We start from the raw sequence: 13,317 nt of genomic DNA, 5'->3' as shown, positions 1-13,317 counted from the left end.
GTTCCAACAAACAAAAAACAGACAAAATGAAAATTAAACTTATTATATTAATTTTTGGAATTTCTCTTTTTGGCTACAGCCAAAAAAAGACAACTAAAAAGAACGTTAAAATTAAACCGAAAACAGAATTCGTTTCAGTGTTACTTTCTAAAATGACTTTGGAAGAAAAAATAGGGCAATTAAATTTACCTACTTCGGGAGATATTACCACGGGTCAGGCTAACAGTTCCAATGTCGCAAAGAATATCGAAGAAGGTAAAGTGGGTGGTTTATTCAACATCAAATCAGTTCAAAAAATATATGAAGTTCAAAAGATCGCGGTCGAAAAAAGCCGATTAAAAATTCCGTTGCTTTTTGGGATGGACGTAATTCACGGGTATGAAACGACCTTTCCTATTCCGCTTGGATTGTCTTGTACATGGGATATGAAACTGATAGAACGAAGTGCTCAAATTGCAGCACAAGAAGCCAGTGCTGATGGAATCAACTGGACTTTTTCTCCTATGGTTGATATTTCCCGAGATCCTCGCTGGGGAAGAGTTTCCGAAGGTTCGGGTGAAGATCCGTTTTTGGGAAGCCAAATTTCAAAAGCAATGGTCCAAGGGTATCAGGGAGATGATTTGTCTCTTAATAATACCATTTTGGCTTGTGTCAAACATTTTGCTTTATACGGCGCGCCCGAAGCAGGACGTGATTACAATACGGTTGACATGAGTCGAATCAGGATGTACAATGATTATTTTCCACCTTACAAAGCCGCTGTTGATGCGGGAGTTGGTTCGGTTATGGCTTCTTTTAATGAAGTAGATGGAATTCCCGCAACCGGAAATAAATGGTTAATGACGGATGTGTTGCGCAAGCAATGGGGATTTGACGGTTTTGTGGTTACTGATTTTACAGGAATTCCTGAAATGATTGAGCACGGAATGGGAGATTTACAAACCGTATCGGCTTTGGCATTAAATGCCGGAATTGAAATGGATATGGTGGGCGAAGGTTTTCTGACGACTTTAAAGAAATCAGTGGAGGAAGGAAAAGTTAGCATCGAACAAATCGATAATGCCGTTCGTCTTATTTTAAATGCCAAATATAATTTGGGCTTGTTCCATGATCCGTATCGCTACACAGATGCTAAAAGAGCTAAAACAGAAATATTCACCGCCAGCAACAGAGCGGAAGCTCGAAAAACGGCTTCTCAGTCTTTAGTTTTATTAAAGAATCAAAATCAGTTGCTTCCTTTAAAAAAGTCAGGAACTATTGCTTTAATCGGACCCTTGGCTGATGCCAAAGAAAATATGGCTGGAACCTGGAGTGTAGCCACAAATCAGGATAAATCCATTTCACTTTTGACAGGAATCAAAGAAGTGGTTGGGAATTCGACCAAAGTGCTTTACGCCAAAGGAAGCAATCTGGATTATGATGCCGCTTTCGAGGAAAAAGCAACTATGTTTGGCAAAACCTTACATCGCGATGTCAGAACTCCCGAAGAATTATTGGAGGAAGCCTTGAAAATTGCGAATCAATCGGATGTAATTGTTGCCGCACTTGGAGAATCAGCAGAAATGTCCGGAGAAAGCAGCAGCAGAACGAACTTAGAAATTCCACAAGCGCAAAAAGACTTATTGCAAGCCTTATTGAAAACGGGAAAACCGGTGGTTTTGGTTTTATTTACTGGCCGTCCATTGGTTTTGGTTCAGGAAAACGAAACCGTTCCTGCTATTTTGAATACTTGGTTTGCCGGTAGTGAAGCAGGCAGTTCAATTGCTGATGTTTTGTTTGGCGATGAAAATCCTTCGGGAAAATTGACTGCTACTTTCCCTAGAAGCGTAGGGCAGGTACCTATTTATTACAACCAAAAAAATACAGGAAGACCTTTAGGGAACAAAGAAGGGAAGTTCGAAAAATTCAGATCGAATTATATCGACGAAAGAAATGAACCTTTATATCCTTTTGGATTTGGATTGAGTTACACCACTTTTGAGTACTCGAATTTGAGAATATCAGCAGATAAAATGAGTTTCATCGAGAAATTAAGTGTGACTGTTGATGTCACCAATACCGGAAATTTTGATGGTAAGGAAGTCGTTCAATTATATATAAGGGATTTAGTGGGTACGGTTACAAGACCAGTCAAAGAGTTAAAAGGATTCCAGAAAATAGCAATTAAAAAAGGAGAAAAACAGACAGTTACTTTCGAAATTTCATTAAAAGAATTGAAATTTTATAATTCGGATTTGAAGTTTATTGCAGAACCGGGAACTTTTCAAGTTTTTGTAGGAACAGATTCGAACACGGACCGGAAAGTTAGTTTTGAGTTGATTAAATAGATTTGGTTTATTAATTTATGATCGGCCCTTCAGTATTTGTACTGAAGGGTTTTTTTAAACAAAATAATGGTATTTGTTACATGTGAGACTGTGATACACGACTATTTTATTTACTTTTATCAATTCAAAAAATCATTCAAAATGAAATATTTCTTTTCTCTTTTTCTACTCTTTATGTTCAGTTTTGGACATGCCCAAACCGTTCAGTCTCCATCAGGTACTCTAGCTCTAAATTTTAAATTAGTAGGAAATGGCCAACCGGCATATTCTGTAAATTACAAAAAAAAGACAGTTGTTTTAGAAAGTCTTTTAGGCATAAAATTAAAGGAAAAACCGGATTTCGACACTAATTTTGAAATTCTGACTTCAAAAACTTCAAGTTTCAGCGAATCCTGGAAACCCGTTTTAGGGGAACAAACCAGTATTCAAAATCAGTATAATGAGCTTAATGTTTCTTTAATAAATAAAGAATCTAAAGTAAAAATGAACATCATTTTTAGAGTTTTTGATGAAGGTGTAGCTTTCAGATACGATTTTCCAAGACAAGCGGAGTTGAATTATTTCATCATTTCGGATGAGGTTACGCAATTCAATTTGACCGAAAATAATAAAGTATTCTGGATTCCAGGAGATTTTGACAGCAATGAATACGAATACAATGAAACTAAGTTTTCTGAAATTGATAACAGCAAAATCAATATGAATAATGGAATTGGAGTAAAATCTATTCCGGGAAAATATATGGTTCAAACACCTTTGATGATGAAAGCACCATCAGGTTTGTATCTCAACATTTTTGAAGCTGCGGTTGTCAATTATCCGGTCATGCACCTGAATGCTGATGTGATAAATTACAAATTGAAAGCCGAGTTGGTTCCTAATGCTATTGGCGATAAAGCCTATTTACAAACGCCTTGCGTATCGCCTTGGAGAACCATAATGATTAGCGATGATGCCAGAGATATTGTGGCTTCTAAAATGATTTTGAACCTCAATGAACCGTCAAAATTAGACGATACGTCTTGGATCAAACCTATGAAATATGTTGGAATTTGGTGGGAAATGCATGTTGGGAATTCAACTTGGGATTATGCCGGTTCTCAAAATGCCACTAATTTTGCAGATGCCCCAAAAGCTTCAGGAAAACATGGTGCTACCACGGAAAACACGAAAAGATACATTGATTTTGCCGCAAAAAATGGTTTCGGTGGGGTACTTGTTGAAGGTTGGAATGTAGGTTGGGAAGATTGGAACGGAAACTGGAAAGAGGAAGTTTTTGATTTTACCACTCCGTATCCGGATTTTGATATTGCTGCAATTTCGGCTTATGCCAAAGCAAAAAATGTACAGATGATCATGCATCATGAAACATCGGGTTCTGTCAGTAATTATGAAAGACACTTGGATCGCGCTTTTGATTTGATGAAAAAACACGAATATCCAGCGGTAAAAACCGGTTATGTGGGTAAAATTATTCCGCGTGGTGAATTTCATGACGGGCAATCTATGGTGAATCATTTCAATTTTGTTGTTAGACGTGCCGCGGATTACAAGATTATGATTAACTCCCACGAATCATCAAGACCCACCGGTTACGGACGAACATATCCTAATTATATCGCTGCCGAAGCGGCTCGAGGGAATGAATTCAATGCTTGGAGTTTTGGGAATCCGCCTATGCATGAAACTATTTTGCCGTTTACCAGACAACTGGGAGGACCTATGGATTATACACCGGGTATATTTGAAATTAAAATGAGTTATTATGATAAAAATAAAACGGAGCAGGTTCATACGACTTTAGCAAAGCAACTAGCTTTGTATGTAACAATGTATTCTCCGTTGCAAATGGCGGCCGATTTATTAGAAAATTATGAGAAATACCCGGATGCTTTTCAGTTTATCAAAGATGTAGAAACAGATTGGGATGAAAGCAAATATTTAGAAGCGGAACCAGGCGATTATGTTACAGTAGCCAGAAAAACAAAAGGAAAGGAAACCTGGTTTTTGGGAGCTATTACAGATGAGAATGCCAGAAAATCAGAAATTAAATTAGATTTTCTGACCAAAGGAATGAAATACAAAGCCATCATTTATGAAGATGCTAAAGATGCCGATTGGAAAAACAATCCAATTGCTTATAAAATAAGAACGATAGTAGTGACCAGCAAATCAAAAATCAAATTGAATTTAGCTCCAGGAGGAGGAACGGCAATCAGTTTCGAACCAATCCAGTAATACTCAAAACCTGCAAGAACGCATAACTTGCAGGTTTTTTTTGAATCTTAGCTCAAATACTCGATAAGAATTACGAAATTGCGACGGCAACCAAAACCAAAATATAAAGCAGAATACTTAAAAAAGCCCAAATTTATTATGAAAAAATCAATTGTTTTAGCCGCACTTTTCTTTGGTGGAATTACTGCTTTTGCGCAAGCTAAGGAGGAACAAATGTTAAAAGAAATTTACAAATTATCCTTAACCAATGCCAAATGTTATCCTTGGCTGGACCATTTATCCAATACCATTGGATCCCGATTATCAGGTTCTATAGGAGCTGAAAAAGCAGTTTTGTATACCAAAGCACAATTAGAAACCCTGGGTTTAGATAAAGTCTATCTCCAGGAAGTAATGGTGCCAAAATGGGTTCGTGGCGAAAAAGAAATCGCATATTTACAAGTAGGGAAACAAAAAATTAATTTCCCCATTTGCGCGCTGGGAGGTTCAGTGGCCACTCCAAAAAAAGGAGTACAAGCAACTATAATTGAAGTAAACAGCCTGGAAGAATTAACCGCATTAGGGGAAGCAAAAGTAAAAGGGAAAATCATTTTCTTCAACAGAGCGATGAATCCTGAATTTATCGAAACTTTCAAAGCCTATGGGAGTTGTGTTGACCAAAGATCATCAGGAGCCAGAGAAGCTGGAAAACTTGGTGCTTTAGCTGTAATTGTAAGATCCATGAATTTGCGATTGGATGATTTACCGCATACCGGTGCAACTAATTATGGAGAAATTTCCAAAGAACAACGAATTCCAGCTGCTGCCATTAGTACAAATGGAGCCGAACTGTTGAGCAAAAGTTTAAAACAAAATCCAAATTCGCTATTCTATTTCAAACAATCTTGTGAAACATTTGATGATGTTTTATCCTACAATGTGGTTGGTGAAATAACGGGTTCTGAACATCCTGAAAGAATAATGGTTGTTGGGGGGCATCTTGATTCCTGGGATTTAGGAGACGGATCTCATGATGATGGTGCTGGATGTGTGCAAAGTATGGAAGTATTAAACATCTTCAAAAACATTGGGTATAAACCTAAAAACACGTTGCGTGTGGTATTGTTTATGAACGAAGAAAACGGAGTTCGAGGCGGCAAAGAATATGAAGTACAATCCAATAAAAACAATGAAAACCATATTTTTGCTTTAGAAAGTGATTCGGGAGGATTTTCCCCAAGAGGATTTTCAATTGATGCTGATGAAGCTAATTTCAACAAAATCAGTAGTTGGGAAACGTTATTTGAACCATACCTAATCCACAAATTTGTAAAAGGACATTCTGGAGTTGATATTGGTCCTTTAAAATCCAATCATATCGTAAAGGTGGGATTGCAACCGGATTCGCAACGTTATTTTGATTACCATCATGCCGCTAATGACACATTTGATGCTGTCAATAAAAGAGAGTTGGAACTAGGTGCAGCGGCTATGGCTTCCTTACTTTATTTGGTGGATCAGCAAGGGATTGTCAATTAAAAAACCAAAATCTTAGAAGGTACTACATTCAATATTTGAAACAAATAGTAAATGTAGTACCTTCATTTATTTTACTTTCAACAGCAATTCGGCCTCCCAAACTAGTGATGTGGTTGTACACTAAATACAACCCTATACCGTTGCTGTCGTTGTTGCTGTGAAATTTTTCATACAATCCAAAAATCCTGTCTTTTACTTTGTCTAGATCAAAACCTCGCCCATTATCAGAAAAAATTAATTGATTGATTCCATTTACTTTTTTAGATTGAATGAAAATAACTGGATTAGCCCCCGGTTTTGCATATTTAATAGAATTGGTCAATAAATTCAGAAAAATACTTTTGATGTACGCTTTGTTAAAAGTTACATTTTCAAAAGCTGAAAAGTCGACATTAATTTCTGCTTTTGAATCTTGGATTAAAGAATTTATCGAAATCAGGACTTCTTTCAATGCTTCATTTAGGTTTATTTCTTCTATTTGAGTGTTGATGTTTTCGTTATCAATTAATTCATTAATCGAATCGTTTAAGGTTTGTTTTAAATTTTTACTAGACAATTTAAGAATTTCTACTAACTCCAACGTTTCTGGATCATTGATTTTAGTACTGTCGATCAAACTGATGACCGAAAGGATATTGTTAATGGGAGACTTTAAATCATGGGATGTTTTGTGTGAAAAAACAGTAAGGTCCTTATTAATTTGGGTAAGATTGGCAAGAAGTAAATTGCGTTCTTCTTCGATTCTTTTTTTATGGGTGATGTTTTTTGCAATCGCATACACTAATTTTTCGGACTCGACAGGCATCGATGTCCAGGATAACCATACAATTTCCCCCGTCTTAGTTAAATACCGATTTTCAAAATTTAAAAGAGGCTTGTTTTTATATACTTGTTCTCTAGTTTCTATTGTAATTTTAAGGTCAGATGCATACACAAAACTGCTGATGGGTTTAGCATACAATTCCTCTTCTGAAAACCCTAATAATTTTGAAACAGCGGGGTTTATTCTTTTGAAATAGCCATCAAATCCTGCAATGCAAATAAAATCTGCTGAGATGTTAAAGAAATTATCAAAGTGATAGTCCGTTTTTAAAGAAGAAATTGAGGCGTTATTTTCGGTCATTTATAATTTTAAAAAATTATTTAGGGCTAAAGAAATCCGACTTTAAATAAATAAGTCTAGTCGATAAATTTAGCTAATTATAATTAAAAAAAAGAAAAAAATTAAAACAATTCTACTGTTATTGATTCTGTAGATTTTGGTAATTTTAAATATAAATTCATTATAAAAGCCGTCATAAATGACAGCTTTTATAATTTTTGATTAAGAATGAATTAAATTCTAAAAATTCCTCCCACGGCAATAATTCTCTGAAAAAAGAAAAAATCTTGTGAAGCACTGTCTTCGGTGCTTTGTGTAGTTCGTATATCTTGCATATTGATGTACCCCCCTTTGAGTTCTCCTTGGATATAAAAGTGTTTTAAAAAAGTAACATTCAAACCTGCTTTCAAGGAAGTTCCAAAACCTGAAACATGAAAATCATCATGACGATCTTTCCCCAATAAAGTGGTGTTAGTTTTCGGATATAAAAGACCAAAACCAACTCCCTCAGTTAGATTAACTTGAATTTTGTCTGTATTTTTAATTTTGAATAATGACGAAATATCATCATGTCGAGAAAACTCAGTATTCACATAATTTAAACCATCCGTATGTTCATATTTGAGAAATTCTGCTGTCAAAAGAACTTGATTATTGGCTAATAGCTCATCATAAGATCCCGGATTGGGATAATACCCATTGATCGTTACCGCCTTGTCTTGTAGCATTACATATTTCATGTGATCTACACCTACAGCAACGCTATAATGGTCACTTATGAAATATCCCATTCTAAAATTAGTTTGAGGAATAGTCATTTTTGCCGGATTGATATAATCTACATGCCATCCTTTTGGCTTGTCCTGCGCTTGGACATTTTCTAAGGTAAAATTGTAATCTTTACCTCGAAAGGTTATGTCCGACATGGAGTAAGTCTCCCTGTTTCCTCCCCATGAGATAAAAAACTTTCCTTTGTTATGAGTTGTATATTTAGTGTGAATTTCTGTAATTTCCTGTGCAATTGTACTATTGGTAAATAAAATAATAAGAAATGCGTAATATAAAAGATATTTCAATGTATTTGAGGCCTAAATTTAAAATGTGTGTATTGTTTTTCTGATGGCAACTAACTTGGTCATTAAGGATTCAAAATAATCCAAATGCAACATATTAGCACCATCGCTTTTTGCATTAGCAGGATCAAAATGAGTTTCAATAAAAATTCCGTCTACGCCTACAGCGATACCAGCTTTGGCTATAGTTTCAATCATATCAGGTCTTCCACCAGTTACGCCAGCTGTTTGGTTGGGTTGTTGTAGTGAGTGCGTCACATCAAGAACGGTTGTAGCATATTGTTGCATTGTAGGAATTCCTCTAAAATCAACAATCATGTCCTGGTAGCCAAACATCGTACCTCTATCGGTAATCATCACTTTTTCATTGTGACAATCCAATACTTTTTGAACTGCATGTTTCATGCTCTCCGGACTCATGAATTGTCCTTTTTTCAAGTTGACTACTTTTCCGGTATTGGCAGCAGCCATTACTAAATCCGTTTGACGCACTAAAAAAGCTGGAATTTGCAATACATCAACATATTGAGAAGCCATATCCGCATCTTCATTTGTATGAATATCCGTAACGGTAGGAACTTTAAATGTTTCCGAAATTTTTCTGAGGATTTTCAATGCTTTCTCGTCACCGATTCCTGAAAAACTGTCAATTCTAGAGCGGTTTGCTTTCTTGAAGGAACCTTTGAAAACGAAAGGAATTTGTAAATTATCAGTAATACCAACTAGTTTTTCGGCAATTCGCATCGCCATTTCTTCCCCCTCAATGGCGCAAGGCCCAGCTAACAAAAAGAAATTGCCACTATCAGTATATTTGATTTGTGGAATATGTTGTAAGTTCATAGTATGAATTTTTAAAGGTGCAAAGGTAGTTATGATTTACGATTTCCAATTTACGTTTCCCAATTAATTTCGGGCATTAACTTTTTTTAGGAGCTATTTCCTGCTGTATGTTGCAATCTCCCTGAAAAACGGGAGGATTTTCACTGCCATCAGGGCTAGGAATTTGGTTTATAAGGACTTTTGGGATTTTAAAAACTATTTTTTTTTCAATGTAAGTCCCACCGGAACCATCAATATTCCTTTTTCATAGATGTTCAGGTAGAGTAGTAGCGGTTCTTTCTGACCGTTCCATTTTAATTCATAAACATCCAGAAATCCAGCACCCATTTCACTTCTTTTCGTTGGAAACGGACAGCAGCTTTCTCGTTTGATAAACGTGATGTTTTCACCATTTGGTCCCGCTAATGCGTTCAAAAACCGTTCTTGGTTGATCGTTTCGTTTTTAGTATTATTAAAGAATATATTGACGGGATAATCCTTATCATATCCATATTTTTTGTTTGTACTGTACTGAGTAATCACAAAAGTGTAGTCTTGTGACAGCAATAAATCGGGAGCATTATCGTCCGTGTTTTTCAAAGTAGATTGTGTGCTTATACAAGAAGTAGTACCTATTAGCAAAGCAATAAAAAGGATTGATTTTTTCATATTTAAGGTAGATTTATAATGTCAAAATTTAAACGGCACTTTTAATTGCAAGGAAGTACTTCGACACAAATATAAACAGAACTTTAGACCTTAGTGCTAGTTCCAATAATAAATATAGAGCCTCTTTTATCGAATGTAACATTTCTCACATAGATCAAGCTAAATGCTTCTTATCTTTGTACAAAAAACAATATGGATATTATTTTTAAAACATGGTCTTGGTCTGTTTCCGGTTTTTTGATCGGCTTGATTATGCTGGCACTTATTTATTTCGGAAAGTCTTTTGGAATGTCTTCTAATTTGCGTTCGCTTTGTTCGATGGCTGGTTTAGGAAAACGAGTTTCTTTTTTTGATTTTGACTGGAAAGCACAACGCTGGAATTTAGTGGTTGTTCTTGGTGCAATGTTAGGTGGTTTTGTTGCCGTTCATTTTATGAGTGATGCTTCAAATGTAACTATTAATCCCAAAACAATTGAACAATTAGCACAACTTGGTATCGATGCCCCAAACGGAAAATTAATGCCGGATGCGCTTTTCGGAATCTCCATTTTAGAATCCCCAAAGCATATTTTTATACTGCTTATTGGTGGCGTTTTGGTAGGTTTTGGTTCTCGTTATGCAGGAGGTTGTACTTCAGGACATGCTATTTCAGGCTTGAGTAATTTACAAATTCCTTCGTTGAAAGCCGTAATTGGATTTTTCATTGGTGGATTGATAATGGCGCATTTTTTATTGCCATTAATTGTAAAGTAGATAAGCGATCATTGACTCTTAATATAAAATAAAAAGCATGAAAAATATACTAAAATATTTATTGGTTGGATTTGTTTTCGGAATTGTTTTGACTAAATCAGAAGCCGTTTCTTGGTATCGCATTTATGAAATGTTCCAATTTCAGTCGTTTCACATGTACGGAATTATTTCGGTGGCTATCTTGACGGGAATTATTGGCATTCAAATCATTAAACGAAACAATATAAAAGACATCAAGGGAGAATCTATAGAAATTCCGGATAAAGAAAAAGGCTCTGCCAGATACTGGATTGGCGGATTGTTTTTTGGATTGGGTTGGGCATTGGTAGGTTCTTGTCCGGGTCCAATATTCATCTTGCTTGGGGCTGGTTTTTGGACCATTTTGATAGTGCTTTTCGGGTCTCTTTTAGGGACCTATCTATATGGACTATTGAAAAATAAATTGCCTCATTAATCGGAAAACACTTGACATCAAAATAGCATTCTCTTGTGGGAATGCTATTTTTTTTTGTTTAATTTCAAAATACCGACAACAATCAGATATTGCGCAAGTAAATAGGTTGCCATAATAAGAAAGGAGCTGTATTGTAACGGTGCATAAAATTTATCAAAAGCCAAAAGACTATCTGAAGCTACAAAAATAGTAGCACCAATTAATATATAGCTGTTGGCAGGTTTTTGCCAGTTTAAAAAACCCTTGAGCGCAAATAACAACATGATTGAAATAGTAAGGGCATATAATAGAACAGGAATTTTTAAGTCCCCTAAACTTGGTAATAAAAGCAACATTATTACGATTAAATAAATGGCGATCACTGTAACTCCAACCCAGAAAATAATTTTACTTTTATTTAAATAAATTTTCAATTGTTTGTTGAATAGTATTATATACGAAATGTGCGAAAGTAGAAAGGCAATCAGCCCTGCAATAAAATACAACTCTCCTTTGTCAGCAAACATCAAAATAATATCGCCTATCCACGACAAAGTCAAAGCCGTTAAAAGAATTTTTTTGGTAATAAACGGTTCCTGTAAAAAAACGTGCAGAATTAGAAACGGCAGTAAAAACGGTTTAAAAAACCATGCTATAGTTTCCCAACCCAAAAGAATTAGAAATAGATAAACAAGACTAAACCCAATAAAACTCTTTACTTTAATGTTGTGTTTCATATTTTTTTTAAGATTGAACGGTAATCATGGCATCTTTTTCAAAATTAGTGCTGACAAAATATACAGTTACAGCCAAGGATAAAAGGAGATAACCACCAATAATATAACTGGAAAAAGGAAAAAGTTGATTCATTCCAAACCAATCTCCAAAATAGATGATTAGTCCAATTCCAAAAACAAAACGGATACTTTCCCAGAAGATGGAAATTTTGCGGGTATCCATTAATTCTGTGTAACTGTAAACGGTCAAGAAGATGAATAAGCCGTAAATAAACACATTTGGCAGCCCTATCACCGCGATAGAATTATACATATAACTAATAAGTAACAACGTTATTATTGCTTGAAATAAGGACCAGTACATTAGCTTTTTAGAATGTTTAACGCCGTATTTTTCAAAATCATAAACATTGGTAATTTTGACAACGGGATATTTTTCTTCAAAATTTTCTGGACGCCAACCTGTAGGTTTAAACCAAATGGTAAACTTATCTTTCCAGTTTTCAGCGTGCCAAGCATCTGTAATTAATAACCATAAATGCTGAAAATTAATCCGGATCGGATTCCAGGTTCTGGCCGGTCTTGTGATTCCAAAAACAGGTGAAACGCTTTCTAATTCTGCTTGAAAAGTACCAAACAATTTATCCCAAATGATGAATATTTGCGAATGGTTCTTGTCCATGTATTCTGGATTGATGGCATGATGCACCCTATGATGAGATGGTGAAACCAGTATTTTTTCTAGAAAACCAATTTTCTTAATGTGCTTTGTATGGTACCAAAATTGAAGGAATAAATGAATCGGTAAGGTAATCGCAATCACTTTGGAGGGAACTCCTAAAAGTGCGGCTGGAATTAATAAAAAGGTAAACAGATTGACAAAACTTGAAACAGGCTGGCGTAGGGCACACGCCAAATTGAATTCTTCGCTACTGTGATGTATTGCATGTTTGTTCCATAAAAAGTTTATTTGATGCGACAAACGATGACTCCAATAGCCATAAAAATCAATAGCTATAAATCCAATAAAATAGGTTAAAAAGGTAGCTTCAAGATTTAATAAAGCTATTTTTGATACAATCCAATCATAAGAAACCAGTGTGATACTGAGTCCTAAAACATCTTTTAGGGAGTTGACCATTCCAGAGCTGACGCTGGATACAGCATCCATGTTAGGTGCAGTATCTTCCCCTTTGTAATGCCCATAAATTTTTTCGATGCTAATTAATATCAAAAAAATAGGCATTACAAAAACTAAAATTTTACCATATTCTTCCATAAGAACACTTTTTTTTATTCAAATATAGAATAAAAGAAAATGTTTTTGAATTATTCACAGTAATTTATTTCTCAAAGGAAGTTTTTATTATTCTTAAATTATTTCTGCATTTAATCCTGCTTCTAATAATTGTGTGCATTGTGGTTTTAATTTGTCGTAAGGCCCTGTTTTTACAGTACATTTTCCGTTATAATGTACAATTAACGAACATTGTTCAGCTTGTTCCGGTGTGTGATTGCATACGCGAATTAAGGTGTCAATAACATGGTCAAATGTATTTACATCATCATTGTAAACGATGATTTCGTTATCCAGCCGGGTGGCTTCTTTGACATGGACTCTTTCTCTTACTTTTTCTTTAGTACTCAT

The 13,317-nt window shown here is 35.3% G+C and carries 13 protein-coding genes; 5 read left to right on the top strand and 8 right to left on the bottom strand.

The genetic code is table 11. From position 1 onward, the window contains the following. The first annotated feature begins 26 nt into the window (after window positions 1-26). The 3 genes from bglX to EKM00_RS02075 all read left to right on the top strand — a co-directional run bounded on the left by bglX (window position 27) and on the right by EKM00_RS02075 (window position 6,083). Window positions 27-2,327, top strand: a complete 2,301-nt coding sequence (bglX, locus tag EKM00_RS02085; RefSeq protein ID WP_126515061.1) for a beta-glucosidase BglX — start codon at window positions 27-29, stop codon at window positions 2,325-2,327. Window positions 2,328-2,468: 141 nt separating this feature from the next. Then, a complete protein-coding gene (locus EKM00_RS02080; RefSeq protein ID WP_126515060.1) occupies window positions 2,469-4,565 on the top strand; it encodes a glycoside hydrolase family 97 protein in 2,097 nt (698 codons plus the stop codon). A gap of 138 nt (window positions 4,566-4,703) precedes the next feature. Continuing rightward, window positions 4,704-6,083, top strand: a complete 1,380-nt coding sequence (locus tag EKM00_RS02075; RefSeq protein WP_126515059.1) for a M28 family peptidase — start codon at window positions 4,704-4,706, stop codon at window positions 6,081-6,083. A gap of 28 nt (window positions 6,084-6,111) precedes the next feature. On the opposite strand, the gene EKM00_RS02070 is transcribed toward EKM00_RS02075, so the two are convergent. From EKM00_RS02070 to EKM00_RS15130, 5 genes are all read right to left on the bottom strand, one after another. Continuing rightward, window positions 6,112-7,206 carry a PAS domain-containing sensor histidine kinase gene (locus EKM00_RS02070; protein WP_126515058.1) on the bottom strand — a complete coding sequence of 365 codons (1,095 nt, stop codon included), beginning with the start codon at window positions 7,204-7,206 and terminating at the stop codon, window positions 6,112-6,114. 212 nt (window positions 7,207-7,418) lie between these two features. Then, complete coding sequence (locus EKM00_RS02065; protein WP_126515057.1) at window positions 7,419-8,261, bottom strand: hypothetical protein; 843 nt, start codon at window positions 8,259-8,261, stop codon at window positions 7,419-7,421. Between the two features lie 18 nt (window positions 8,262-8,279). Beyond that, window positions 8,280-9,098: a 3-deoxy-8-phosphooctulonate synthase gene (kdsA, locus tag EKM00_RS02060; protein WP_126515056.1), complete on the bottom strand. Its 819-nt coding sequence runs from the start codon at window positions 9,096-9,098 to the stop codon at window positions 8,280-8,282. A 195-nt stretch (window positions 9,099-9,293) separates the two neighbouring features. Continuing rightward, window positions 9,294-9,746, bottom strand: coding sequence for a 2-dehydro-3-deoxyphosphooctonate aldolase (locus tag EKM00_RS02055; RefSeq protein WP_126515055.1), 453 nt, complete (start codon window positions 9,744-9,746; stop codon window positions 9,294-9,296). Window positions 9,747-9,829: 83 nt separating this feature from the next. Next, window positions 9,830-9,904 (bottom strand): SBBP repeat-containing protein, encoded by a 75-nt coding sequence (locus EKM00_RS15130; protein WP_126452613.1) that lies wholly within the window; start codon window positions 9,902-9,904, stop codon window positions 9,830-9,832. A 34-nt stretch (window positions 9,905-9,938) separates the two neighbouring features. Between EKM00_RS15130 and EKM00_RS02045 the strand changes: the two genes are divergently transcribed. Both EKM00_RS02045 and EKM00_RS02040 read left to right on the top strand, forming a co-directional pair. Further along, the gene (locus tag EKM00_RS02045; RefSeq protein WP_126452492.1) at window positions 9,939-10,499 is read left to right on the top strand and encodes a YeeE/YedE family protein; all 561 of its coding nucleotides are present in this window, start codon (window positions 9,939-9,941) and stop codon (window positions 10,497-10,499) included. 37 nt (window positions 10,500-10,536) lie between these two features. Further along, on the top strand, window positions 10,537-10,953 hold the full coding sequence (locus tag EKM00_RS02040) for a DUF6691 family protein (RefSeq protein ID WP_126462976.1): 417 nt from the start codon (window positions 10,537-10,539) through the stop codon (window positions 10,951-10,953). Window positions 10,954-10,997: 44 nt separating this feature from the next. Here the strand turns inward: EKM00_RS02040 and EKM00_RS02035 are convergent, their stop codons facing one another. The 3 genes from EKM00_RS02035 to EKM00_RS02025 all read right to left on the bottom strand — a co-directional run bounded on the left by EKM00_RS02035 (window position 10,998) and on the right by EKM00_RS02025 (window position 13,317). After that, complete coding sequence (locus EKM00_RS02035; protein ID WP_126515054.1) at window positions 10,998-11,669, bottom strand: lysoplasmalogenase; 672 nt, start codon at window positions 11,667-11,669, stop codon at window positions 10,998-11,000. Between the two features lie 7 nt (window positions 11,670-11,676). Continuing rightward, complete coding sequence (locus tag EKM00_RS02030) at window positions 11,677-12,948, bottom strand: sterol desaturase family protein (protein WP_126515053.1); 1,272 nt, start codon at window positions 12,946-12,948, stop codon at window positions 11,677-11,679. Window positions 12,949-13,041: 93 nt separating this feature from the next. Continuing rightward, window positions 13,042-13,317: an ATP-dependent Clp protease adaptor ClpS gene (locus EKM00_RS02025; RefSeq protein WP_126515052.1), complete on the bottom strand. Its 276-nt coding sequence runs from the start codon at window positions 13,315-13,317 to the stop codon at window positions 13,042-13,044.

Source organism: Flavobacterium sp. RSP15 (genome assembly GCF_003968755.1).
Classification (GTDB): domain Bacteria; phylum Bacteroidota; class Bacteroidia; order Flavobacteriales; family Flavobacteriaceae; genus Flavobacterium.
The sequence above is the reverse complement of the archived record's forward strand: the minus strand, read 5'-3'. Positions and strand labels throughout refer to the sequence as shown.